Here is a 25,245-nt window from a genome sequence, read left to right as displayed (position 1 = left end):
CCCCCCGATTTCAGTACCACGCCGAACTTAGTAGAGTCCGTTTTCCGAGCAGGAGACGGTAGTGAAAAAGCGTTTTACAGAAGAACAGATTCTCGACTTTCTTAAGCAGGCAGAGGCCGGCGTGCCGGTGAAGGAGCTGTGCCGGCGGCATGGCTTCAGTGATGCATCCTTCTACACTTGGCGTGCCAAGTTCGGTGGCATGACCGTGCCGGACGCCAAGCGGCTCAAGGATCTCGAGCTGGAGAACAGCCGGCTAAAGAAGCTGCTAGCCGAAGCCCATCTGGATATCGAGGCACTTAAGGTGGTCGCCCGGGGAAAAGGGTAAGCCCGACAGCACGGCGGGAGGCGGTGCAGGAGATGCAGGCCAGAACCGGTATCTCCGAGCGCCGTGCCTGTCAGCTGATCGGGCTGTCTCGCTCGGTGCTGCGCTATCAACCCCGTTCCAGCGAGCAAAACACCAGGCTGCAATCCCAACTTATGGAGCTGGCACAGGAGCGTCGGCGCTTTGGCTATCGGCGCCTGCATATCCTGCTGCGGCGGGCTGGCATGCAGGTCAACCCTAAACGGATCTATCGCCTGTACCGGGCTGCCGGGTTGATGGTGAAGCGCCGGAGGCGCCGCCACGGTGTCGCCGTAGAGCGCGAGCGGCTGAGTCTGCCGAGCGCGCCGAATCAGGTATGGTCGATGGACTTCGTCTTCGATGCACTCAGTACGGGACGTAGGATCAAATGTCTGACGGTGGTCGATGATTTCACCAAGGAGGTGGTGGGTATTCTTGTGGATCACGGCATCAGCGGCTTTCGTGTTACTCGCGCATTAGATGAAATGGCCCGATTCCGCGGTTACCCCAAGGCAATCCGCACCGACCAGGGCCCCGAATTCACCGGCAAGGCTCTTGATCAATGGGCCTATCAGCGCGGCATCAAGCTGAAGCTGATTCAGCCTGGCAAGCCGACACAGAATGCGTTCATCGAATCATTCAATGGCAAGTTTCGGGATGAATGCCTGAATGAGCACTGGTTCTGCTCACTGGCCGAGGCCAGAATCCGCATCGCGGCCTGGCGAAGGGACTACAACGAACACCGACCGCACAGCGCTATCGGGAATCACACCCCGGCAGAATTCGCTGCGCATTGGAGGGCAAGCCAACAGCAACCCCGACATGAAAAACTAACATCAACCCCAGGGCCTACTAACTAGGAAACGGTACTAAAACTGGGGGCAGGTCACATTCGTCAAGATATGTTGTCACGTAAGTTGATTAACCGTTCGTCGCTCACTGCGGCAGAATTTAAGCACCTAAATCCTCGATAGATCTGGCCTAGCCGTCGATGTGAGTTATTTAAATAACAGTCCGCTACGGGTCGGAAGCTGTCACTCATTCACGTCGCGAGAGTGCTATCCGGCCTGATTGTGCGAGGCACGGGACCTCGCCACGCTGAGTCACTTGCATAAGTTGTTATCGGTGCCGAGCAGACCCAACTTGGCAAGCGGTTGACGTCGCCGACGCGTCGTAGCCGTTTGCACAAAGCATCCATGCAAGGCGTCACCCGGTTGTGGCGCGTTGTACGATCTCTCACGTTGCCCCATGTTCCTTAGTTGCATGCGATCAGGGATTTTCCTCGATGCGTGAATGGTGCCAGTCCTCGGGGACGTCCAATCGGGTAGATTGCGCGCTGTACTGGCCGTGCCCAAGAAAGTCGTGCGCTGACAGCAAACTATCAGGCCGACGCTGCCTCCGCCCCAAACAGCGCAGGCATTGGCCTGTTTCCCCCATCAGTGTTCGGTGAGCCTGCGCGCCCGGGCTGTGGCCTATGAAAAGATGATGAATAAATTCCAAGTCCTGTCCCTGCGCAAGCAGGTTGTGCCGCCGCGCACGTCGGCCGCCGAGCAGCGCCGTGCCAATCTGCGCGGTGGTGTGTGGATGGTGCTGGCGATGGCGGCATTTGCGCTGGAGGACACATTCGTCAAACGTGCAGCCGCGAGCATGCCCGTGTCGCAGGTACTGGCATTGTTGGGGCTGGGCGGCATGGCCGTGTTCTGGTGCCTGGCACGCACGGGCGGTGGCGTTCTGGTGCCGCAGGTGCTCTCGCCGGTAATGGGGCTGCGGGCGCTGTTCGAGATCACGGGCCGCCTGTTTTTCGTGCTGGCACTGGCCTTGACGCCGCTTTCCACCACCACGGTGATTCTGCAGGCTACGCCGCTGGTGGTGGTGGCTGCGGCGGCGCTTCTGTTCGGGGAGCGTGTTGGCTGGCGCAGGTGGCTGGCGGTGCTGGTGGGGCTTGGCGGTGTGCTGGTGATCGTGCAGCCGTGGAGTGATGGCTTCTCGCCACTGGCGATCCTGGCCCTGATCGGCATGCTCGGCTTTGCCGGCCGGGATTTGACCAGTCGCATGGCCCCAGCTGGCCTGGGTGCGCCCGTACTGGGTTTTTATGGGTATCTCGCCGTCGTTGTGGCCGCTTTGCCGGTGGCTGGCTATACCCGCGCCGCCTGGAGCTGGGCGGATCAGGGCGCCATCCTGGCCATGCTGGCAGCGGTGGCAGCCGGTACTTCGGCCTACACCTGCCTGATGAAAGCCATGCGCACGGGTGACGTCTCGGCCGTGACACCGTTGCGCTATTCGCGCCTGCTGTTTGGCATTGCGCTGGGGGTGCTGTTCTTTGGCGAGGCCTTGCAGCCGTCCACCTTGGTGGGCGCGGGCCTGATCGTGATTTCCGGCCTATTCACCCTCTGGCGCGCACCGGCGCGGCGCTGAATGGTTGATCGCCATCATGGGCCGCAGCCCGGCGGGGTTTGCCGTGATGCGGCGCGGCGAGCCAATAGTCGCGTGGCTACAAACCTCTGCTAGAATGCGCGGCTTCGCTGCATGCAACCGAAAACAGGAGAGGTGGCAGAGTGGTCGAATGTACCTGACTCGAAATCAGGCGTACGTGCAAGCGTACCGAGGGTTCGAATCCCTCCCTCTCCGCCATAATTGCAAGGAAATGAATAAGTCAGGGCTGCTGCTTTGACTTATTCCGAAATAAAACCCACAAGAAAAACCCACAAGAGCTATCCGCTTTTGTGGGTTTTTTCTTGTCCTGGCCCTGAGGGGGGCTGGTCGCTTGACGCGGCTAGTTGAGCACTGGTGCCAGCAGGCGGCGCAGCTGTTCCTGGTCCATGCCCCGGCGCGTGGCCATGTCGTTGAGCTGGTCCTCGCCGATCTTGCCCAGGGTGAAGTAGTTGCTCTGCGGGTGGGCGATGTAGAAGCCGCTGACGCTGGAGGCGGGCCACATGGCCAGGCTTTCGGTCAGGTACATGCCGATCTCCTTGGCGCGCAGCACTTCGAACATGTCGTTCTTGGGGCTGTGGTCGGGGCAGGCGGGGTAGCCGGGGGCGGGGCGGATGCCCTGGTACTTCTCGGCAATCAGTTCCTCGGGGCTGAGCGATTCGCCACTGGCGTAACCCCACAGGTCGGTGCGCACGCGCCAGTGCAGGTATTCGGCAAAGGCCTCGGCCAGGCGGTCGGCCAGGGCCTTGAAGAGGATGCCGGAATAGTCGTCGAGCGCGCGGCGGAATTCCTCCTCCTTCTTCTCGGCGCCAAGCCCGGCGGTGACGGCGAACAGGCCGATGTAGTCCTTCACGCCCGATTCCTTGGGTGCGATGAAGTCGGCCAGGCAGCGGCTGGGGCGCATCACGCCATCGACGGCCTGCTTGGGCGTTTGCTGGCGCAGGCCCCACCAGGTCATCAGCACTTTCTCGCGCGATTCGTCGGCGTAGATTTCGACGTCATCGTCGCCGACGGTGTTGGCGGGGTACAGGCCGATGACGCCGCTGGCCTTGAGCCAGCGCCCCTCGATGATTTTGCGCAGCATGGCCTTGCCGTCGGCCAGAACGCGCTGCGCCTCTTCTCCGACGATCTCGTCGTGCAGGATGGCGGGGTAGGGGCCGGCCAGGTCCCAGGTCTGGAAGAAGGGGCCCCAGTCGATGAAGGGTTCCAGCTCGCGCAGGTCGAGGTTCTCGAAAGTGCGCCGCCCCAGCGCACGCGGCGGCGTGGGGCGGTAGCTGTGCCAGTCAATCGGCGTCTTGTTGGCGCGAGCCTTGGTCAGGGGCCAGAGTTCGACGGGTTTCTTGCGCGCGTGTTGTTGGCGCACCTTCTCGTAGTCGGCCTTGACCTCTGCGATGAAGGCATCGGCCCCGTCACCGAGCAGGTTTTGCGCTACGCCCACGCTGCGCGAGGCATCGGGCACGTAGACCACCGGGCCCTCGTAGTGCGGCGCGATCTTGACCGCCGTATGCACGCGGCTGGTAGTGGCGCCGCCGATGAGCAACGGTATGCGGCGCTCGCGAAAATACGGGTCCTTCTGCATTTCGGCAGCAACATACTGCATCTCTTCCAGGCTGGGCGTAATCAGGCCCGAGAGGCCGATGATGTCGGCGTTTTCCTCCTTGGCCTTGGCGAGGATTTCGTGGCAGGGCACCATCACGCCCATGTTGATGACCTCGAAGTTGTTGCATTCGAGCACGACGGCGACGATGTTCTTGCCGATGTCGTGCACGTCCCCCTTGACGGTGGCGATGACGATCTTGCCGTTGCTTCTGACAGCCTGGCCCGCCGCCTGCATCTGGCGTTTTTCCTCCTCGATGTAGGGGATCAGGTGGGCAACGGCCTGCTTCATCACACGCGCGGACTTGACCACCTGGGGCAGGAACATCTTGCCTGCGCCGAACAGGTCGCCGACGATGTTCATGCCGTCCATCAGCGGCCCCTCGATGACGTGCAGCGGCCGCCCGCCCTTGGCGAGAACCTGCCGGTAGGCTTCCTCGGTATCCTCGACGATGAATTCGGTGATGCCCTGCACCAGCGCATGGGCCAGGCGCTTTTCCACTGGCACGGGCTGCTCGGGTTTGCCGCGCCACTCGTACTTCTTGCTCTCGTCCTTGGCCTGGCCCTTGGCGTTTTCGGCAATTTCCACCAGGCGCTCGCCGGCATCGGCGCGGCGGTTGAGAATGACATCTTCCACACGCTCGCGCAGCTCGGGATCGAGTTCGTCGTAGACGCCGATCATGCCGGCGTTGACGATGCCCATGTCCATGCCGGCGGCGATGGCGTGGTAGAGAAAGACGGTGTGGATGGCCTCGCGCACGGGGTCGTTGCCGCGAAAGCTGAAGGAGACGTTGGAGACGCCGCCCGAGACCTTGGCGCCCGGCAGGTTCTGCTTGATCCAGCGGGTGGCTTCGATGAACTCGACCGCGTAGTTGTTGTGCTCCTCGATGCCAGTGGCCACGGCGAAGATGTTGGGGTCGAAGATGATGTCCTCGGGCGGAAAGCCTACCTCGTCCACCAGGATGCGGTAGGCGCGCTCGCAGATCTCGATCTTGCGCGCAAAGGTGTCGGCCTGGCCGGCTTCGTCAAAGGCCATCACCACGGCGGCGGCGCCATAGCGTTTGACCAGCGTGGCCTGGCGCCTGAATTCGGCCTCGCCTTCCTTCATCGAGATGGAGTTGACGATGCCTTTGCCCTGAATGCAGCGCAGGCCGGCCTCGATCACCTCCCACTTGGAGGAGTCGACCATGATGGGCACGCGGGCGATGTCCGGCTCCGAGGCGATCAGGTTCAGAAAGCGCACCATCGCCGCCTTGGAGTCGAGCATCGCCTCGTCCATGTTGATGTCGATGATTTGCGCGCCGTTTTCGACCTGCTGGCGGGCCACCGCCAGCGCCTCCTCGTACTGGCCGTTGACGATCATGCGCGCAAAAGCCTTGGAGCCGGTGACGTTGGTGCGCTCGCCGATGTTGACGAACAGGCTGTGGTCATCGATCACCAGCGGCTCAAGGCCGGACAGTCGCATGGGGGGAATGGTTGTATTTGTCATGGGTGGCATGCCATGGAATCAATGGAACGGCAAAAGCGCAGGCTGCAGGCAATTGGCTCAGCCGGCCGGCACACGTGGCGTGCCCGTTTGGCAGGCATGCGCCATTTTGGCGCTTTCGGGAAGGCCAAAGATGCGATCGAAGCCCCACGTGAAGCAGAACGTATAGATCAGAAAGAATACGATCAGTCCCAGATCCATCACGAAGGCCTCCCATAGGCTGACTTGCAGTTTCCAGGCAAACAGCGGCACCAGCAAGGCAATGAGGCCGCCCTCAAAGCCGATGGCATGCGCGATGCGGCGCCAGAAGTTGCGGCCCTTGACGCGCTGGCGCGCCTCCCAGCGCTCGAACAGGGTGTTGAAGATGTAATTCCAGATCACTGCGATCACCGACGCGCCGACGGCGGCGACCAGTGCATCGGTCATCGGCCGGCCGCTGAGCATTTTCAGCCCGAGGCTGGAAACGGCGATGGCAATAGCCTCGTACAGGCCGACGTAGACGATTCGGCGGCGGATGCCTTGGAGTTTCATCGGGTTTCTTCGAGCGCGCGCAAAACCTCCAACTGTAGCGCCTTTGCATGGCGCGGGGCGATTCGCAGGCAGATTCCGCATTGCGCCTGCGGCGCAGCTGTTGTGCGTGGACAATTCTCCGGCAGCCTCCTATGCTCATGCCTTTGCAGTTGACTGCGAGCAAACGAGGAGACGCATGATGCCCGAAAGTAAGAACGACATTTCCGCCGCGCCTGCGCAGGGGGCAGGTGGATCTGCAACGCCTGGCAAGCGCAGCTACCAGCATCCGCACCCGCTGCCGTCCTATCTCAACCCGGACAACCTTGGCCCCTGGGGCATCTACCTCAAGCAGGTGGATCGGGTCACGCCCTATCTGGGGCATCTGGCCAGGTGGGTGGAAACGCTCAAGCATCCCAAGCGCGCGCTGATCGTCGACATTCCCGTCGAGCTGGACGATGGTACGGTGGCGCACTTCGAGGGCTACCGCGTGCAGCACAACCTCTCGCGAGGCCCGGGCAAGGGCGGCGTGCGTTTCCATCAGGACGTCACGCTCTCGGAAGTCATGGCGCTGGCGGCGTGGATGTCGGTGAAGAACGCGGCGGTAAACGTGCCTTTCGGCGGTGCCAAGGGGGGTATCCGCATCGATCCGCGCAAGTATTCCGAGAAAGAGCTGGAAAAGGTCGCGCGCCGCTACACCAGCGAAATTGGGCTGATCATCGGGCCGACCAAGGACATCCCCGCGCCAGATGTGAACACCAACGAGAAGGTGATGGCATGGATGATGGACACTTACTCCATGAATATCGGGGCCACGGCCACTGGCGTGGTGACCGGCAAGCCGATTGATCTGGGCGGTTCACTGGGGCGGCGCGAGGCCACAGGCCGGGGCGTGTTCACCGTCGGTGCCGAGGCGGCCAAGCTGATCGGCCTGCCGATTGAAGGAGCGCGTGTTGCCGTGCAGGGCTTTGGCAACGTCGGTGGCATTGCTGCCAAGCTGTTTGCCGAGGCCGGCGCCAAGGTGGTGGCCGTGCAGGATCACACCGGCACTATTTACCGTGACAGTGGCCTGGAAGTGGCACGCCTGCAGGAACATGTGCGCGAGCATGGTGGCGTGGCTGGCTTTGCCGATGCCGATGTGATGGCCGCCGAGGAGTTCTGGGGCATTGATTGCGACATCCTCATCCCCGCGGCGCTGGAGGCGCAGATTAATAAGGACAATGCCGGGCGCGTCAAGGCCCGCATTCTGATCGAGGGCGCCAACGGCCCGACCACGCCGACGGCTGACGACATCCTGCATGACAACGGCGTGCTGGTGGTGCCGGACGTGATCGCCAATGCAGGCGGGGTGACCGTCAGCTATTTCGAATGGGTGCAGGACTTTTCCAGCTTCTTCTGGACCGAGGAGGAGATCAACCAGCGCCTGGTCAAGATCATGCGCGATGCCTTCAACGCGGTATGGCATGTGGCGCAACAGCACAAGGTCTCGCTGCGTACGGCAACCTTCATCGTAGCCTGCTCACGCATCCTGCAGGCACGTGAACTGCGCGGCCTCTATCCCTGATGCTGCGGATGCGCGTCAGGCGCGCACGGTGAAGTGGCAAGCAGCCTGCGTGGCTGCTTTTTTGTGGGCATTACAGGTTGGCAGGTATGTAAATTTGCAGTAAAGCGCGTATCGTGTGCCGACGGCATATTAAGGTTACGTCCTGCATCGTTGCGCAGTGTTGCCTTGAAACAGGTCTGGAATGTTCTACAGGCATAGTCGCAACTTGTGCCCTGCCGCTGTTGCTCCGCTTCGTGTCCTTACCATGCGCCTGACGTTGACCAAGATACTTTTGATCTGTGCCATTGTCATGGCCGTGTGCGCGGCATGGTGGCTGCAGCAGCCGCAGGGCCGTGCGGCACTGGCAGGAATGGGGAGGGGCGCAGATGTGCAGGCGCAAGGCAGCACCCCGGCAGCCGCACCCCAGCCAGCGCTCATCGAGGTGACGCAGGCAGTGGCACGGACGCTGCGCGACGAGGTGCAGGCCGTCGGCACGCTGGTGTCGCGTCAGAGCACGGCGATCAGCCCGGAAGTCAGCGGACGGGTGACAGCCATCCGTTTCAGCGACGGACAGCGGGTGCGCAAGGGGCAGCAGCTGCTGCAGCTCGACGATCGCCTTGAGCGCGCGCAGCTGCAGCAGGCCGAAGCCGAGCTGGCACTGGCAAGGGCCAACCATCAGCGCAATTCGGAGCTGGTTGCGCGTGGCTTCATCAGCCAGGCTGCGCTCGACGAGAGCGCGGCCAACCTGCAGGTCGCCCAGGCGCGGCGGGCGCTGGCGCAGACCAGTGTCGAACGCTTGCGCGTGCGTGCACCATTTGACGCGGTGGCCGGCATCGGCAACGTGCACGTGGGGGACTATCTGAGCCAGGGCGACGCGGTGGTGCAACTGCAGGATATGGATGTGCTGTATGTGGACTTTCGCCTGCCGGAACGCTTGAGCAGTGCGCTGCAGCTGGGCCAGCAGGTGCAGCTGCGCGTCGATGCGTTGGCCCAGGAGGTCTTTTCAGCCACAGTTGTTGCGATTGATCCGCTGATTGATGCGCAAGGACGGTCGGTGGCGTTGCGCGCCAGCCTGCCCAATGACGGGCATCGGCTGCGACCTGGCATGTTTGCGCGCGTCAGCCTGCTGCTGGATGCGCGTGAAGGGGCGGTGCTGGTGCCGGAGCAGGCCATCCTGGCAGGTGCCGACGGTGACGCGTTGATTCGCGTTGTGCCGTGGGATGCCGCCGATCGCGCTGCAGATCTGCGCAGCTTGCCGCCGGATGCGCCATTTCGCAGCGAACGCGTGGCGGTGGAGCTCGGCCAGCGCCTGCCCGGCTGGGTGGAAGTGCGCCATGGCGTGGCTGCCGGTGACGTGGTGATGACCGCCGGGCAGCATCGCGTCAGCCAAAGCGATCAGCAGGTGCGGGTACGGTGGGCGCCTTCGCCGCCGGAGCCGGCTGTTGTGACGGCAGTGGCCGCTGGTGCAGGCGATTAGGCCATGCAGATCACCGAAATAGCCATCCGGCGGCCGGTGTTTGCCACCGTGCTGTCGCTGCTGCTGGTACTGATCGGACTGGTGAGCTTTTTCAGCCTGACGGTGCGCGAGTACCCGCAGATTGACGAGCCGGTGGTCACGGTGCGTGTGGACTATCCGGGTGCATCGGCCGAGGTCATCGAGACCCAGGTGGCCAAGCCGCTGGAGGATTCGATTGCCGGCATTGATGGCATCGATGTGCTGACCTCGATCAGTCGCGCAGAGCGGGCGCAGATTTCGGTGCGTTTCGATCTGGCCAAGGATCCTGACGGTGCCGCCGCCGATGTGCGCGATCGCGTCTCACGGGTGCGTGGACGGCTTCCCGACGAGATCAGCGAGCCGGTGATTTCGAAAGTGGAGGCCGACGCCTTTCCCGTGCTGTTTCTGACTTTCAGTTCCGACACGCACAGCCCGCTGGCACTCAACAGCATGATGGAGCAGGTCGCCCGTCCGCGTCTGCAGACCGTCGTCGGCGTAGCCGACACGCCCATCTATGGCGCGCGCCGCTACGCCATGCGCATCTGGCTGCAGCCGCAGCGCCTTGCGGCCTACCAGCTCACGGTGGCGGATGTCGAGGCGGCGATTCGCGCCAACAACGTCGAGTTGCCAGCCGGGCGCATCGAGTCCGTGCAGCGCGAGTTCAATGTGATCTCGCAGACCGCGCTGTCCACGCCGGAGGAGTTTGCGCAGATTGCACTGCGCACCGTCGATGGTTACACCGTGCGCTTGCGTGATGTCGCACGGGTGGAAGAGGCGCCGGCCAACCTGCGCAGCCGCGTGCGATTCAATGGTGTGGATGCCGTCTCCATGGGCATCGTGCGCCAGGCGACAGCCAACCCGCTGGATGTGGCCAACGGCATCCGAGCTCAGCTTGCGGTGCTGCGCAGCGAGCTGCCCGATGATGTGCGTGTGGATATTGCCAATGACAACACGGTGTTCATCGACCGCTCCATTGCCAGCGTGTACACGACCATCGCCGAGGCCGTGGTGTTGGTAGTGCTGGTGATTTTCGTATTCCTGCGCAGTGTGCGTGCTTCCATCATTCCGATCCTGACGATTCCCATCAGCCTGATCGGTGCGTTCGCGCTGATGGCGGTGGCTGGATTTTCCATCAACACGCTGACGCTGCTGGCGATGGTGCTGGCCATTGGCCTGGTGGTCGACGATGCGATCGTGATGCTGGAGAACGTCTACCGGTATATCGAGCAGGGCGTCAAGCCATTCACCGCGGCCATCATCGGCGCGCGCGAGATCGCTTTTGCCATCGTGGCCATGACGCTGACGCTGGTGGCCGTCTATGCCCCGCTTGCCTTCACGCCAGGACGCACGGGGCGGCTGTTTGCCGAGTTCGCGCTGGCGCTGGCGGGTGCGGTGCTGGTCTCGGGTTTTGTGGCGCTGACGCTCTCGCCCATGCTGTGCTCGGTGCTGCTCAAGCACAACCCGGCGCCAAACCGCTTTGACCGGGTGATGGAAAAAGGCCTGAACGCGCTCTCGCATGGCTACGGGCGGCTGCTGCGCTGGGTACTGACGGCGCGCGCGGACGGCCCGGCGGGCGTGCTGCTGCAGGCGCGCTGGCTGGTGGTGGTCGTCATGCTGGCGTGCGCGGCGGTGCTGGCCTGGATGTACCCGCGGCTGCCTGCAGAACTCGCGCCTGCGGAAGACCGCGGCACGCTGCAAATCCGCATGACCTCGCCGGACGGCGCGTCGCTGGATTACACGGATTTCTACGCACGCCAGGCTGAGCAGATCGCAACACGCTACCCCGAGTTCGACAGGGTGTTTGCCAACATCGGCAACCCGACTGTCATCAACGGCAATGTCACGCTGCGCACCGTGGATTGGAGTGCCCGCACCCGCAGCATTGACGAACTGGCGCAGGAGGTTGCCCGCGACGTGCGGGAGCTGCCGGGCGTGTTCACTATCCTCAACACGCCGCCGCCGCTCGGCATGGGGTTTTCCTCCAGGCCTTTGCAGTACGTCATCATGACCTCCGACAGCTATGAAAACCTGAGTGCGGTGGTGCAGCAGATCATGGCTGAGATGGAGACGCATCCGGCCATCGACGCGCCAGACGTGGATCTGCGCATGCGCACACCCGAATTGCGCATTGCCGTGGACCGCGAACGGGCCGCAGCACTGGGCGTTGATGCGGGCACGGTCGCGCGCACGCTCGAGACGCTGCTGGGCAGCAGGGTCGTCACGCGCTACCAGAAGGGCTCGGAGCAGTACGACGTGATGGTGCAGTCCGAAGCCGATGCCCGCACCACACCGGATGCCATCGAGCAGATCTACCTGCGCTCCGTCGTCGGTGCGATGGTGCCGCTCTCGGCGCTCGTGCAGGTCAGCGAGACTGTGGCTGCGCGCGAACTCAACCATTTCGGCCAGCGTCGCTCGGCGACATTGACAGCGCGCATCACGCCCGGTCACACACTGGGTGAGGCACTGGCATTCATGGACGAGGTCAGCGCCCGCGTGCTGCCACCCGGCTATGCCACCGACGTCAATGGCGCTTCGCGCGAGTTCCGCAGCTCGCAGGGGGCACTGACGATGGTGTTCGTGCTGGCGCTGCTGTTCATCTATCTGGTGCTGGCGGCACAGTTCGAGAGTTTCGTCGATCCATTCGTCATCATGCTGTCGGTGCCGCTTTCGATTGTGGGTGCGCTGCTGGCACTACACTGGACGGGCGGCACACTCAACGTCTACTCGCAGATCGGTTTGGTGACGCTGATCGGCCTGATTACCAAGCACGGCATTCTGATCGTCGAGTTTGCCAACCAGAAGCGCCAGCAGGGCGCAGACCGCGTCAGCGCCGTCATCGAGGCCGCCACGCAGCGGCTGCGTCCGATCCTGATGACCACCGGCGCCATGGTGCTGGGTACGCTGCCGCTGGCGCTGGCCACCGGTGCGGGCGCCGAAAGCCGTACCCAGATCGGCTGGGTCATCGTTGGCGGCCTGCTGATCGGCACGGCGCTGACCGTGTTCGTGGTGCCAACCATGTACCTGCTGCTGGCGCGCCGGCGCGTGCCTGGTGCGCGCAATGAGCCGCTGCAATTGCCGGGTCAGGGCGTAGCACCAGTCCACGGCTGAATGCGCGCACAATAGTCCAATAGCTGCAGGAACGCGGCAACCAATTCCAAGGAGTCGGAGATGGACAAGGAATTCATCACCCTGGGGGCCGGGTGCTTCTGGTGCACCGAGGCGGTGTACCAGCAGGTGCGCGGCGTGGGCAGCGTAGTGCCCGGCTATTGCAACGGCTTGCAGCCGCAGCGGCCGAGCTACGAGCAGGTTTGCACCGGGCGGACGGGCTACGTGGAAGTGGCCAGGATTGGCTTCGATCCTGCGGTCATCGGGCTGCGCGAGATTCTGGAGATCTTCTTTACCATCCATGATCCGACCAGCCTGAACCGGCAGGGCGCGGATGTCGGAACCCAGTACCGCAGCGGCATCTATGTGGAGAACGACGCGCAGCGCGATCTGGCACTGGAGATGATTGCGCAGATCGATGCCAGTGGCGCGCTGCCTGGGCCGGTGGTCACGGAAGTGGAGTCGCTGCGCAATTTCTGGCCTGCCGAGGACTACCACCACGACTATTTCGCGCGGCATCCACAGCAGGGCTATTGCGCAGTAGTCATTGGTCCCAAGGTCGAGAAGTTCAGAAGGACTTTCGCGCAGTTCGTCAAGCGCACCTCCTGACGGGCGCAGCGCCGCAGCACCTGTGGGTGCGCTAGGCCCCGCCACCTACAATGTCGGCTGGTTGCAATACTGACAGCGAAACATTGCCGATGGCCTACCAATACATCCAGATTCCGCCGCAGGGCGCGCCGATCCGCGTCGTTGCCGACGGTACCCTTGCGGTGCCCGATCAGCCCATTATCCCGTTCATCGAAGGCGATGGCGTCGGGCGCGATGTCACGCCGGTGATGCGGCGCGTCGTGGATGCGGCGGTGCAGCTAGCCTATGGCGGCGCGCGCCGACTGCACTGGATGGAGCTGTATGCCGGCGAGAAGGCCACGCGCCTGTATGGCCAGACGCAGCCGCTGCCGCAGGAAACCATCGACGCGCTGCGCGACTACGTCATCGCCATCAAGGGGCCGCTGGCGACACCCGTGGGTGGTGGCATCCGCTCGCTCAATGTGACGCTGCGCCAGACGCTGGACCTGTATGTCTGTCTGCGTCCGGTGCGCTACTTTCAGGGCGTGCCCTCACCACTGCGCGAGCCGCACAGGACGGACATGGTGATCTTCCGCGAGAACTCGGAGGACATCTACGCCGGCATCGAATTCGCAGCCGGCAGCGCCCAGGCGCGCAGGCTCATCGCGTTGCTGCGTGACGAATTCGGTGTGGAGCAGGTGCGCTTTCCTGACAGTGCCGGTCTGGGCATCAAGCCGGTCTCGCGTGAGGGGACGGAGCGGCTGGTGCGCAAGGCCATCCAGTACGCCATCGACAACGACCGCCCGAGTGTGACCCTCGTGCACAAGGGCAACATCATGAAGTACACCGAAGGTGCTTTCCGTGACTGGGGCTATGCGCTGGCGCGGCGCGAATTCGGTGGTACGCTGATCGACGACGGCCCGTGGGTGCGCATCGACAACCCAGTCACCGGAAAATCGATCACCATCAAAGATACGCTGACCGACGCTTTTTTCCAGCAGGCGTTGATGCGGCCAACGGAGTTTAGCGTGATTGCCACGCTCAATCTCAATGGAGACTATCTCTCGGATGCGCTGGCCGCACAAGTAGGCGGGCTCGGCATTGCGCCTGGCGCTAACCTTGGAGACGCCGTGGCGATCTTCGAAGCCACGCATGGAACTGCGCCAAAATATGCTGGAAAGGACTACGTCAATCCCGGCTCGATGCTGCTGTCGGCTGAGATGCTGCTGCGCCATATTGGCTGGAAGGAAGCTGCCGAGCTGATCTTGCGCGGCATGGAGCAGGCGATTCTTACCAAACAGGTGACCTACGACTTTGCCCGACTGATGGACGGTGCCTCCCAGGTCAGTTGCTCGGGCTTTGGCGAAATCGTCATTGCGGAGATGGGGGCGATTGAGCGGTAGGCGTCTTATTTGCGACACGAGCTCGAAGGCGAGTGTCCTGGTTGCGAGCCTTTGCAACTTACCGCATCGTTTACCATAGCTAAGGTCGCCTCGTTCCACTGGGCGGCCATTTGCCCCTGCGGTTTGCAATCCATGCGCTGCCGCGATGGCTTTCATCATGAGAAAAAGGGTCATCTCACGTGAACTGGTGTGCACGCCAGCACCGCTGGTGCGTTGAGTAAGGCGTATATCCGTTACTGCGCGTTAGACGCCTTACCTCGATGAACAGAATCTGGCATTTCGATGCGTTACGCGGCCTGATGCTGGTGTTGATGACGCTCACGCATCTGCCGACCCGGCTCACTGCACCTTTTAGTCAGCCATTTGGCTACGTCTCTGCGGCGGAAGGCTTTGTTCTGCTGTCGGCCTACATGGCCGGCTGGGTCTATGGTGGCCGGGGGTTGCGACAGGGACCGGAAGCGATGCGCCGGGCGCTGGTCAGGCGCTCGCTCAAGGTCTATCTGTGTCACATGGCGCTGATCGTTTTCGCATTCACTGTGGTGGCGTTGATCGCGCAGGCCACTCGGCAGGAAGCCGCCACGGGGCTGCTGAGCTTCTATTTCGAGGCCCCACTGACTGCTTGGATAGGCGCCGTGCTCATGATTTACATGCCGCCGTTGCTGGATATCCTGCCACTTTACGTATTGTTCTTGTTGCTCAGTCCGCTAGTGCTTGCTGGCGCGGCTCGCGCAGGATGGACCGCAGTGCTGGCTGCCAGCGGATTGTGCTGGCTGGCGGCGCAGTGGGGCTTGGGTTCCTGGCTGTACCAGCAGTTGGTGGTGATGTTTGGTGGCACTATCGGCGTGCAGCATACAGGTTCATTTTCCATCTGGGCGTGGCAGCTGTTATGGGTAGTGGGGCTGTGGCTGGGCGTCGGCACGGCGATGCGGCAAGGTGAAGACCGAAAGCCGTTTTCGCCCGCTGTGGTGGCGCTGGCAGTCTTGGTAGCGAGCGTATTTCTCGTTTGGCGTTATGTGGCAGGGCCTTCACCACTGGCTCCAGGCAATATGTGGAACCTGCTTTTTGATAAATGGCGGCTAGGGCCATTGCGACTGCTTAACCTGACTGCAATAGTGGTGGTCGTGATGCATTTCGGCCCGGGTCTGGTTCAGGGCCTACGCCAGCCGGTGTATTTCACTAAGTTGGGGCAGGCCTCGCTCCAAGTGTTTTGTGCCCACCTGGTGGCGATTCTTGCGATTCTTGCGATCTGGGGTGGGGAAGATGTTGACCGCAGTCCGTTGACGGATGTCATTCTGGTGGTGTTCACCCTTGCGGCGCTATATGCCGTTGCAGCAATCACCGTTCGTGCCCGAGGCAGAAAAAAAGTTGGTACAGTGAAAGTGTCTGAGATGGCCGTGCAGCAGCAGCGTCCGGCGCATCCGTGTTGAATAAGGCAAGGGAGCAGGCTTCAATGCGCTGCCCCGGCTTTCACATCTGCGAAGGCAGCCAGGTCGCCAGTCCCGGGAAGAACCAGAGCAGCACCAGTGCCGCCACCATCAGCAGGAAGTAGGGCGCGCAGACGCGGGCGATGTAGGTGATCTGCTTGCCCGTCATGCTCTGCAGCACGAAGAGGTTGAAGCCTACGGGGGGAGTGATCTGCGCAGTCTCGACTGTGATCACCAGGAAGATGCCGAACCAGATCGGATCGATGCCGGCGGCCTGGATGATGGGCAGCACGACGCCCATGGTCAGCACGATGGTCGAGATGCCATCGAGAAAGCAGCCTATGACAATGTAGAACAGGCCCAGCGCCAGGATCAGCATCGCGGGCGAGAGATTTAGGCTGCCGACAAATTCGGCCAGCTGGCGCGGCAGGCCGATGTACCCCATCGACAGCGTCAGGAATGCTGCACCGGCCAGAATCAGCGCAATCATGCAATACAGGCGCGTGGCCCCCAGCAGGGAGTCTCGGAAGGTCTGCCAGTTCAGCGCGCCCTGCGATGCCGAGAGAATGAACGCGCCGACGACACCAATGGCGGCTGCCTCGGTGGCAGTGGCGACCCCGGTGTAGATGCTCGCCACAACGCTGGCGATCAGTACGACCACCGGGATGAGGTGGCGCGATTCCCAGAGCTTTTGCTTGAAGGTGAGCGAGTCATCAGCCTTGGGCACTTTGTCAGGATTGCGCAGCGCCCAGAGCATCAGCCAGCCCGAGAACAGACCCGCCAGCAACAGTCCCGGCAGCACGCCCGCCATGAACAGTTTGGCGATGGAAGCTTCGGCGGCCACGCCGTAGACGATCAAAATGATGGAGGGCGGGATCAGCAAGCCCAGCGTGGCCGGACCGCCCAGCGAGCCGATGATCTGTTCGTCCGGGTAGCCGCGCTTGCGCAGCTCCGGGATGTTCATCTTGCCAACGGTGGCGCAGGTGGCAGCGGAGGAGCCCGAGACCGAGGCGAAGATCGTGCAGCCGATCACGTTGGTGTGCAGCAGCCGCCCTGGCAGGGCGTTGACCCAGGGCGCCAGGCCACGGAACATGCTCTCCGAGAGATTGGTGCGATACAGGATTTCGCCCATCCACACGAACAGCGGCAGGGCAGTGAGGGTCCAGCTCGACGAGGAGCCCCAGATGGTCATGGCCATGGCGTCGCCTGCCGGGCGGCTGGAGAACATCTCCATGCCGAACAGGGCCACGCCACACAGCGTCAGCCCCACCCAAACGCTGCCGCCCAGCAGCGCAAATAGCACGATGACCAGCGTGACGCTGACAGCAATCTCACTCATAGTTGTACTCCTCCTGCGTGGGCTGCGTGCGCTTGCCGAGCAGTTCCAGCACGAACTCGTCGAGGAAGGCGATGAAGAAAATGGCCGTTCCAAGCGCCATCACGATTTGCGGGATCCACAGCGGTGTGGCATCGATGCCAACGGAAATGTCGTCGAACTGCCAGGACTGCCAGACCAGGCGAGCCGAGTAGTACGCCAGAAATCCCGCCAGCAAGGTGGCAATGGCCAGTGCTGCCAGCTCCAGCGCCTTGCGCGCCTTGCCCTTGAGCATGCCAAGCACCAGCGTGACGCGGATGTGCTCGCCCCGTTTCAGGGTACTGGCCAGTGCCAGGAACCCCGCGCCGGCCATGGCGTAACCAGCGTAGGCATCGGTGCCTGGCGCGGAAAAACCAAGGATGCGGCTGATGATCGTCAGCAACACCATCAGCAGGATGCCGATCATGGAAAGGCCAGCCAGCCAGCCGCTGGTGGCATAGAGGCCATCGAGAAATTTGCGCATGCGAACTGCCTTTCGTGTGCGGCGCCACTATGGAGGGGGAAAGAGCAATGCGGCGCTGCATGGCGCGGCGCCGCATATCCGGAGCATCCGGTAGTTACCGGGCGGCGTGGAAGGCGTCCAGCACCGTCTTGCCGTCGTCACCGGCGTTGTTTAGCCACTCCTGCACGATCGTCTGGCCCAGCGCAGCCAGATCCCTGCGCAGTTGCTCCGTACCGGGCTCAACGACCATGCCGTTGTCCTGTAAGGTGGCAATGGACTTGGCGTCAACGGCCTTGGCCGCCTCCCAGCCGCGTGCCTCGGCTTCCGCGGCCGCCTTGCGCACTGCGGCTTGCGTGTCTGCGTCCAGCGCATTGAAGGCGCGCTTGTTGACAACGACTGCATTCTTGGGAATCCATGCCTGCACGTTGTAGTAGTACTTGAGGTGCTCATAGAGCTTGTTGTCGGCACCGGTGGCGCTGGAGGAGATCAGACCGTCGACCACGCCAGTAGCGAGTGCCTGCGAGAGTTCGGCCTCCTGGATGGTGACGGGCTGGGCGCCCAGCAGCTCACCGATGCGGGCGGTGGTGGGGCTGTACACACGCCATTTCATCCCTTTCAGGTCGGCGGCGGAGGTGATGGGCTGTTTCGTGTAGATGCCTTGCGGCGGCCAGGCCACCGAGTACAGCAGCACCATGTTCTGCTGATCGAGTTTTTTCTCCAGCGCGGGCTTTTGTGCCTCGTAGAGCTTGCGGGCATCTTCCCAGCTGCTGGCCAGAAACGGCAGCCCGTCCAGACCGAACAGCGGCCATTCGTTCTGGAAGCTGACCATGAAGAATTCGCCGACCTGCGCCTGTCCGCCTTGCACGGCGCGCTTGATTTCAGGTGCCTTGAACAGCGATGCGCCGGAATGCACGGTGATGTCCAGCGCGCCGTTGGTGGCGGCTTGAACATCCTTGGCGAACTGGACGTTGTTCTGCGTGTGGAAGTTGAACGCTGGATAGGCGGTGGCCATGTCCCATTGGGTCTGAGCCAGCGCAAATGGCGACAGGCTCAGGCTGGCGATGGCACAGGCTGTGGAGAACAAGGTACGTCGTTTCATGGCAAATCCTTTCGGCTGGACAGATGGGCAATCAAGGCGGCAGCGCCTGCAGCACTGCGGTGGCAGCATCAGAAGCTGATGTGTGCCATGGCGAAGGTACAGCAATACCCGTGCCGGGATTTTGCACGAGATACCTACAATGAATATTAGGGAAACCAACAATGCAGATGTTTTTGTAGTTGCTATATTCGCATTATGTTGGTGCATCTATATTTAATTGTTCAACGATGTTTGCATTGTTATGGTGCAAGTAAGCCCAATCGTGGTGCATCCACTGTCGTGCGGTGGCGCGTTATATGCGGCGGGCATAGACCGCCAGCACCATGCGCTCGGACTGGATCAGGTAGTTCTCGAGTGCCTGTGCGGCTTCGGCCATCTGGCCGGCCTCGAACAGCTGCAGCAGCTGGGCGTTTTGCTCCACATAGGGGGAATGAAGGAATTCCGGGTCGTCCAGCATGCCAAAAGCCAGGCGCAGTTCAGCCGCGATGTCCGCAAACATCGTCGACAGGCGCGGACTGTCGGCAAGTGCGACGATGGCCGCGTGAAACGCCATGTTGGCGGTGCCTACCTCCAGCCACTGTCCGGCGTCACGCGCTGCATAGGCGGCCTCGACCGCCTCTTGCATCGCCTTGTACGCAGGATGGCGCGGCCAGGCCTGGGCAATGGCCTGGCATTCGATCAGTCGCCGCACGCGGTAGATGTCGATGATGTCGGCGATGCTGGGCACCACGACTGACACACCCCGGTTGGGCTCGTGGCGCAACAGTCCTTCCTTGATGAGGACGCGGAACACCTCGCGCAGGGTGTTGCGGGAGATGTCGAGCTGCTCGGCCAGCGCCGCCTCCGAGAGGCGTTGCCCGGCCTTGAGCTGGCCGTGGATGAGCTGTTGGCGGATCGATTCGGCAACCGAGTCGATGAGACTGGCGGCGGAGGGTGGGGTGCGACGCATGGTTGGAAGGGCGCTTTGCGAAATTCTGTTTATATTGGCATGCAGATTGCTCAACAATCTGTGCAACGATTAGTCATCATAAGGAAACGACATGGATTTGAACAGCGATCTGGGTGAGAGCTATGGCGCGTGGCGCATGGGCGATGACGCTGCCATGCTGGCAGTGGTGACCAGTGCCAACGTCGCTTGCGGCTTTCATGCAGGCGATCCGGCAGGCATCTTGAAGACCCTGCGCGATGCGGCGAAGCTGGGTGTGAGCGTGGGCGCGCATGTCGGCTACCCCGATATGGTGGGTTTTGGCCGCCGCAACATGGACCCTTCCAGCGCGGAACTGGTGGCCGACGTGATCTACCAGATCGGCGCCCTGCAGGGCCTGGCCGCCGCTGCGGGAACCACCGTGCGCTATGTCAAGCCGCATGGCGCCCTCTACAACACCATCGCCCATGACCGGCGCCAGGCCGATGATGTGATCACGGCCATTCTGGCAGTGGATCCGTCCCTGGTCCTGATGGGCCTGGCCGGCACGCCGATTCTGCAATGGGCGCAGGAGCGTGGCCTGGCCACGGCTGCCGAGGCATTCGCCGACCGTGCCTACCATGCCGACGGCACCCTCGTCTCGCGCCGGGAAAAAGGCGCGGTGCTGCACGATCCCGAGGCGGTGGCGCAGCGGATGCTGCGGCTTGTCGAAACCGGGACCCTGGAATCCATTGACGGCAAGACGGTGCGCCTGCAGGCCGATTCCATCTGCGTGCATGGTGACAGCCCCGGCGCGGTGGCGATGGCGCAGCGTGTACGCCAACGGCTGGTCGAGGCGGGCGTGCCGCTGGCGGCCTTTGCTCTTGCGCGGTCGCACTGAAAGGGGCGCGTCATGCGAGTGTTGCCCGTCAGTGATGCGGCGTTGATGGTGGAACTGGCGGATTTGCGTCAGACGCTGGCGCTGTTTGAGGTACTGCAGCAGGCGCCGCTGCCCGGCGTGCGCGAGACGGTTCCGGCCGCGCGCACGATCTTGCTGGAGTTCGCGCCATGGCAGACCAGTGCGGCGGCGCTGGCGGCGCAGCTGCGCCAGTGCTGGCAGCAGGCCCTGGCGCAGTTGCGCGCGGGCGATGTGACCCGGCAGGGGCTGCAGATCGAGATTCCTGTGCGTTACGAGGGGCAGGACCTGGAGGCACTGGCCGAGCGGCTGGGCATGTCTGTGGCGCAGCTGATCGAGTGCCACACTAGCTGCGAGTACCAGGCGGCGTTCGCGGGGTTTGCCCCTGGTTTCGTGTATCTGGCCGGTAACCCGTTCGGCCAGTCCATCCCGCGCCTGGCCTCGCCGCGCACCCGTGTGCCAGCCGGCTCGGTGGCCGTGGCGGGCGACTTCAGCGCGATCTATCCCAAGGACAGCCCGGGCGGCTGGCAGCTCCTTGGCGTGACGCCCTGTCAGATGTGGGATATGCGCCGCAGCGAACCTGTGCTGCTGCGGCCCGGTATGCGGGTGCGATTCGTCGACATGGCCCGTGCGCCGGCATCCATCCACTTGCCTGCCGCCCCGTCAGGCGCCGCTGACACCGACCAGGCGGCGCAACGCAGCGCGGTCGCGGCATGCCCGGCGCAGCAGCAGGCGAGTCCGGCCGGCCTCGGAGCGCGGTTGCGGGTGCGCGCCGCCGGGTTGCAGACGCTGATTGAAGATCTGGGGCGTGGGGGCAAGACGGCCATGGGCGTTTCTGCCTCCGGTGCACTGGACAAGGCGGCCTTACGCCGCGCCAATCGGTTGGTGGGCAATCCGGCGGGAACGCCGGCGCTGGAGAATGTGCTCGGGCAACTGCAGCTGGCCTGTGAGCAGGGGCACGCCGTCCTGGCCGTGACCGGTGCGCCGGTGCCGCTGCGGATTCGCACGGCATGCGGGCGCGTCCTGACGGCACAGATGGACCATCCGCTGGCGCTGGACGCGGGAGATGTGTTGGAAATCGGCACGCCGACTGCCGGCGTGCGCGTGTATGTGGCGGTGCGCGGCGGGCTGGATGTGCCGCGCGTGCTGGATAGCTGCGCCACGGACACGCTGGCCGGCATCGGGCCCGAGCCTGTGAGGTCGGGCGATCTGCTGGCCGTGGGCACGGCCGTTGCCGCCATGCAGTTGCAGGCGGTGGAGGCGGATCTGCCCCCAACGGATGGTGAAGGCACGTCCTTCGCGCGTGCGGGCGATGTCGTCACGTTGGATGTGGTGCTCGGGCCGCGCACGGACTGGTTTACCGACGATGCCGTGGCGCTGCTGCAGAGCCAGCAGTGGCAGGTCACGCCGCAGTCCAACCGCGTGGGCATGCGCCTGCATGGGGCGCAGGCCTTGACGCGCCGCGCGCAGTTTCGTGATGCGGAGCTGCCCAGTGAAGGCACCGTCTGTGGTGCACTGCAGGTGCCGCCCAGCGGCCAGCCGGTGCTGTTTCTGGCGGATCATCCGCTGACGGGCGGCTATCCCGTCATTGGCGCCATCGCCAGCTGGGACCTTGACCGCTGTGCCCAGATTCCCGTGGGAGCTTTCGTGCGTTTGCGCGCGGTGGCCCCGTTTGAAGCGCTGACCGAGGGCCAGGCCTGCGGCGGCAAGGAGTAGTTTTTCCATGCAAAAAGTTCTGATCGCCAATCGTGGTGAAATCGCCGTGCGCATTGCACGCGCCTGCGCCGACTATGGCGTGGCTTCCGTGGCCGTCTACGCCGATGCGGATGCCGATGCGCTGCACGTGCACGCTGCCAGTGAGGCCTGGGCCCTGCAGGGCCAGCGACCTGCGGAGACTTACCTGAACATCGACAAGCTGCTGGAGATCGCCCGGCGCAGTGGCGCCGATGCGGTGCATCCCGGCTATGGGTTTCTCTCCGAGCGTGCCGAGTTCGCCCGCGCGGTGCTGGATGCGGGCCTGCGCTGGATCGGGCCGTCGCCACAGACCATCGAGACGTTGGGCGACAAGGTCTCGGCGCGCAAGCTCGCGCAGAAGGTGGGCGCGCCGCTGGTGGCTGGAACGGCAGAACCGGTGCGCGATGCGGCCGAGGTGCTGGCCTTTGCGCAGCAGCATGGCCTGCCGATTGCCATCAAGGCCGCCTTCGGCGGCGGCGGGCGCGGCCTCAAGGTCGCCTGGCACATGGACGAGGTCGAGGAGCTGTACCATTCGGCGGTGCGGGAAGCCACGGCAGCCTTTGGCCGCGGCGAGTGCTTTGTCGAGCAGTTTCTTGATCGCCCGCGCCATATCGAGGCGCAAGTGCTGGCGGACACGCATGGCCATGTGGTGGTGCTGGGCACCCGCGACTGCTCGCTGCAGCGGCGCAACCAGAAGCTCGTGGAGGAGGCGCCCGCGCCGTTTCTCAGCGATGTACAGCGCCAGCGCATCCATGACGCTGCACGGGCCATCTGTGCCGAGGCCGGCTACGTCGGGGCGGGTACGGTGGAGTTCCTGCTTGGCGGGGACGGCCACATTTCCTTTCTGGAGGTCAATACCCGCCTGCAGGTCGAGCATCCTGTAACGGAGGAGACCAGCGGCGTCGATCTGGTGGTGGAGCAGCTGCGCATCGCCGATGGACTGCCTCTGCGCGTGACCGAGGCGCCGCCGGTGCGCGGCCACAGCATCCAGTTCCGCATCAACGCCGAGGATCCCGCGCGTGGCTACCTGCCGACACCCGGCACCGTCACGCGTTTTGTCGCGCCGGGCGGACCCGGCGTGCGGCTGGACACGGGCGTGGGCAGTGGCTCACTGGTGCCCGGGCACTTCGACTCGCTGATGGCCAAGCTCATCGTCACCGGTGCCACGCGCGCCGAGGCGATCGCGCGCGCGCGCCGCGCACTGGCCGAGTTCGAGATCGAAGGTGTGGCTTCGGTGTTGCCGTTTCACCGCGCCGTGTTGACAGATGAGGACTTCATCGGCGAGCAAGGCCTGCGCGTGCATACCCGCTGGATCGAAACCGTGTTTGCCGAGCGCCATCATACGGTCGTAACCCCATTGCCTCGGCCTGAGCCAGGCAGTGGGGCGCCACTGCAGCGCTGTTTCATCGAAGTCGACGGCAAGCGGGTTCGCCTTGGCCTGCCGGCCAGCCTGCTCGGCGCGCTGGGTGCACAGGAGGGGCCCCGCAAGGGCGCGCCGTTGCCGATTGCCGAGGCGGCCGTCACCGACACCCGGGCGCCGGGCGCCGTGACCGCACCGATGGCGGGAACGTTGCTGGCGTGGAAAGCGGTAGATGGTGCCAGCGTGGCCGCAGGGGATGTACTGGCCGTCGTAGAGGCGATGAAGATGGAGGTCGTCGTCGTTGCCGAACGCGCCGGCGTACTGCGCCAGCAAGTCGTGGCCGGCAGCGCGGTGCAGGCCGGGCAGGTGCTGGCGGCGGTCGAATCGCACGGAAGTTGAGGCGGGCGTTGCCGTAGCGGCCGGACGTTCCGGCGTCCTCTCGCCATCACAAGTGTTTGCCGCGGCGTGTTGGCTGCCAGTGCTGCGTCTAGGCAGCGCACGGGAAGTTGGTACAGCTCCTACAATGCGGGCGCCGTGTGCCACGCGTTGGCGACGGTCCGCCAGCGCCGGCGGCGCGCCGCCGTCAAGCCAGCCATGTCGTCCCTGTCTGCCGATGGTGCAGATGATTCCCAAGGTCTGTTTCCGGAGTGCCTGTCATGCCCGTTTTTCCGCGCCTGGTGCGTCTGTTCTCCTGTCTGGGTTTTGTGTTGGCTGGGCTGGCTTGTCAGCCTGCGCTCGCCTCCCGGCCCGCGGAAGCTGCGCCACTGAAGCTCGGCGTGATTGCGGTCGTTGCCAATGAAGCGACGGAGTTTGCCATCCGCGAGGCGGCGCGGCAGGGGCTGACGGTGGAGCTGGTGGAGTTCAGCGACTGGGTACGGCCCAATGTCGCGCTGGCGGAAGGGGCCATCGACGTGAACTTCTTTCAGCATGCGCCGTTCCTGCAGCTGTTCAACCAGAATCGTGGCGTGCAGCTGGTGCCGGTGGCTTATGGTTACTCGACTACGATGGGGATTTACTCGAAGAAGCTGAGCAAGGGCGATGCCATTCCCGTTCGTGCGCGCGTGGCGATTCCATCGGATCCGGTCAATGGCGCGCGTGCCTTGTTGTTGCTGCAGTCGGCAGGCCTGATTGCACTGAAAGAGGGGGTGACGACGCAGGCGACGGTGCAGGACATCGTCGCCAACCCCAGGCAGCTGCGCATCTTTCCCATCGACGGCGCACTTGCCGCGCGTACGTTTGACGATGTCGATCTTTCGGTGACCTATGCCTCGTTCGCCCAGCAGGCCGGGCTGGCGCAGACAGATGCGCTGCACTATGACAACACCGATGCGGACAACATCCGTCGTTATGCGATCCGCTTCGTCACACGGCCGGAATTGGTGGACGATCCGAGAATTCAGCGGCTCATCGCGATCTACCAGCACTCCACCCAGGTGCGTGCGTTGCTGCGCAAGCACTATGGGGAACTGGTCGATTTCGCCTGGGACTTGCCGCAGTAGGAACCTGTTGACGATCTTTT

The 25,245-nt window shown here is 63.5% G+C and carries 18 protein-coding genes and 1 tRNA gene; 13 read left to right on the top strand and 6 right to left on the bottom strand.

From position 1 onward, the window contains the following. The first annotated feature begins 61 nt into the window (after nucleotides 1-61). The 3 genes from AAV94_RS00425 to AAV94_RS00415 all read left to right on the top strand — a co-directional run bounded on the left by AAV94_RS00425 (nucleotide 62) and on the right by AAV94_RS00415 (nucleotide 2,971). A protein-coding gene (locus tag AAV94_RS00425; protein WP_156167861.1) for an IS3 family transposase occupies nucleotides 62-1,200 on the top strand; the annotation gives its coding sequence in 2 pieces (ribosomal slippage) (nucleotides 62-311 and nucleotides 311-1,200; 1,140 coding nt in all). Nucleotides 1,201-1,825: 625 nt separating this feature from the next. Next, complete coding sequence (locus AAV94_RS00420; protein WP_197407976.1) at nucleotides 1,826-2,755, top strand: DMT family transporter; 930 nt, start codon at nucleotides 1,826-1,828, stop codon at nucleotides 2,753-2,755. A gap of 126 nt (nucleotides 2,756-2,881) precedes the next feature. Beyond that, nucleotides 2,882-2,971, top strand: a tRNA-Ser gene (locus AAV94_RS00415). Between the two features lie 142 nt (nucleotides 2,972-3,113). On the opposite strand, the gene metH is transcribed toward AAV94_RS00415, so the two are convergent. Next, nucleotides 3,114-5,855: a methionine synthase gene (gene metH / locus AAV94_RS00410; protein ID WP_084824649.1), complete on the bottom strand. Its 2,742-nt coding sequence runs from the start codon at nucleotides 5,853-5,855 to the stop codon at nucleotides 3,114-3,116. Nucleotides 5,856-5,912: 57 nt separating this feature from the next. Further along, nucleotides 5,913-6,383 (bottom strand): PACE efflux transporter, encoded by a 471-nt coding sequence (locus tag AAV94_RS00405; protein ID WP_046740356.1) that lies wholly within the window; start codon nucleotides 6,381-6,383, stop codon nucleotides 5,913-5,915. A 178-nt stretch (nucleotides 6,384-6,561) separates the two neighbouring features. Between AAV94_RS00405 and AAV94_RS00400 the strand changes: the two genes are divergently transcribed. The 6 genes from AAV94_RS00400 to opgC all read left to right on the top strand — a co-directional run bounded on the left by AAV94_RS00400 (nucleotide 6,562) and on the right by opgC (nucleotide 15,899). After that, on the top strand, nucleotides 6,562-7,923 hold the full coding sequence (locus tag AAV94_RS00400) for a Glu/Leu/Phe/Val family dehydrogenase (protein ID WP_084824650.1): 1,362 nt from the start codon (nucleotides 6,562-6,564) through the stop codon (nucleotides 7,921-7,923). Nucleotides 7,924-8,179: 256 nt separating this feature from the next. Beyond that, nucleotides 8,180-9,379: an efflux RND transporter periplasmic adaptor subunit gene (locus AAV94_RS00395; RefSeq protein WP_197407975.1), complete on the top strand. Its 1,200-nt coding sequence runs from the start codon at nucleotides 8,180-8,182 to the stop codon at nucleotides 9,377-9,379. Between the two features lie 3 nt (nucleotides 9,380-9,382). After that, nucleotides 9,383-12,505 carry an efflux RND transporter permease subunit gene (locus AAV94_RS00390; protein WP_046740354.1) on the top strand — a complete coding sequence of 1,041 codons (3,123 nt, stop codon included), beginning with the start codon at nucleotides 9,383-9,385 and terminating at the stop codon, nucleotides 12,503-12,505. A gap of 60 nt (nucleotides 12,506-12,565) precedes the next feature. Then, nucleotides 12,566-13,111, top strand: coding sequence for a peptide-methionine (S)-S-oxide reductase MsrA (gene msrA, locus AAV94_RS00385; RefSeq protein ID WP_046740353.1), 546 nt, complete (start codon nucleotides 12,566-12,568; stop codon nucleotides 13,109-13,111). An 89-nt stretch (nucleotides 13,112-13,200) separates the two neighbouring features. Then, nucleotides 13,201-14,472 (top strand): NADP-dependent isocitrate dehydrogenase, encoded by a 1,272-nt coding sequence (icd, locus tag AAV94_RS00380; RefSeq protein ID WP_046740352.1) that lies wholly within the window; start codon nucleotides 13,201-13,203, stop codon nucleotides 14,470-14,472. A gap of 260 nt (nucleotides 14,473-14,732) precedes the next feature. Continuing rightward, entirely contained in the window at nucleotides 14,733-15,899 is a 1,167-nt protein-coding gene (opgC, locus tag AAV94_RS00375) for an OpgC domain-containing protein (RefSeq protein ID WP_046740351.1), read from the top strand. A gap of 40 nt (nucleotides 15,900-15,939) precedes the next feature. Here opgC and AAV94_RS00370 read toward each other — a convergent pair whose 3' ends face one another. The 4 genes from AAV94_RS00370 to AAV94_RS00355 all read right to left on the bottom strand — a co-directional run bounded on the left by AAV94_RS00370 (nucleotide 15,940) and on the right by AAV94_RS00355 (nucleotide 19,761). Continuing rightward, entirely contained in the window at nucleotides 15,940-17,235 is a 1,296-nt protein-coding gene (locus AAV94_RS00370) for a TRAP transporter large permease (protein ID WP_046740350.1), read from the bottom strand. After that, nucleotides 17,228-17,734: a TRAP transporter small permease gene (locus tag AAV94_RS00365; protein WP_046740349.1), complete on the bottom strand. Its 507-nt coding sequence runs from the start codon at nucleotides 17,732-17,734 to the stop codon at nucleotides 17,228-17,230. Before AAV94_RS00365 ends, AAV94_RS00370 begins: the two co-directional genes overlap by 8 nt. A gap of 94 nt (nucleotides 17,735-17,828) precedes the next feature. Beyond that, nucleotides 17,829-18,812, bottom strand: a complete 984-nt coding sequence (locus AAV94_RS00360) for a TRAP transporter substrate-binding protein (RefSeq protein ID WP_046740348.1) — start codon at nucleotides 18,810-18,812, stop codon at nucleotides 17,829-17,831. Between the two features lie 292 nt (nucleotides 18,813-19,104). Further along, entirely contained in the window at nucleotides 19,105-19,761 is a 657-nt protein-coding gene (locus AAV94_RS00355) for a GntR family transcriptional regulator (protein WP_046740347.1), read from the bottom strand. 91 nt (nucleotides 19,762-19,852) lie between these two features. Here AAV94_RS00355 and AAV94_RS00350 point away from each other — a divergent pair, with 91 nt between their 5' ends. From AAV94_RS00350 to AAV94_RS00335, 4 genes are all read left to right on the top strand, one after another. Continuing rightward, nucleotides 19,853-20,617, top strand: coding sequence for a LamB/YcsF family protein (locus AAV94_RS00350; RefSeq protein WP_046740346.1), 765 nt, complete (start codon nucleotides 19,853-19,855; stop codon nucleotides 20,615-20,617). A gap of 12 nt (nucleotides 20,618-20,629) precedes the next feature. Further along, entirely contained in the window at nucleotides 20,630-22,348 is a 1,719-nt protein-coding gene (locus AAV94_RS00345; protein ID WP_046740345.1) for a 5-oxoprolinase subunit B/C family protein, read from the top strand. 7 nt (nucleotides 22,349-22,355) lie between these two features. After that, nucleotides 22,356-24,125, top strand: a complete 1,770-nt coding sequence (locus tag AAV94_RS00340; protein WP_046740344.1) for an acetyl/propionyl/methylcrotonyl-CoA carboxylase subunit alpha — start codon at nucleotides 22,356-22,358, stop codon at nucleotides 24,123-24,125. A 257-nt stretch (nucleotides 24,126-24,382) separates the two neighbouring features. After that, a complete protein-coding gene (locus AAV94_RS00335) occupies nucleotides 24,383-25,225 on the top strand; it encodes a MetQ/NlpA family ABC transporter substrate-binding protein (protein WP_046740343.1) in 843 nt (280 codons plus the stop codon). Nucleotides 25,226-25,245 lie beyond the last annotated feature (20 nt).

This window comes from Lampropedia cohaerens (genome assembly GCF_001005215.1).
In the GTDB taxonomy this organism is placed as follows: domain Bacteria; phylum Pseudomonadota; class Gammaproteobacteria; order Burkholderiales; family Burkholderiaceae_C; genus Lampropedia; species Lampropedia cohaerens.
Note: the sequence above shows the minus strand (reverse complement) of the source record. Positions and strands in the feature narration are given on the sequence as shown.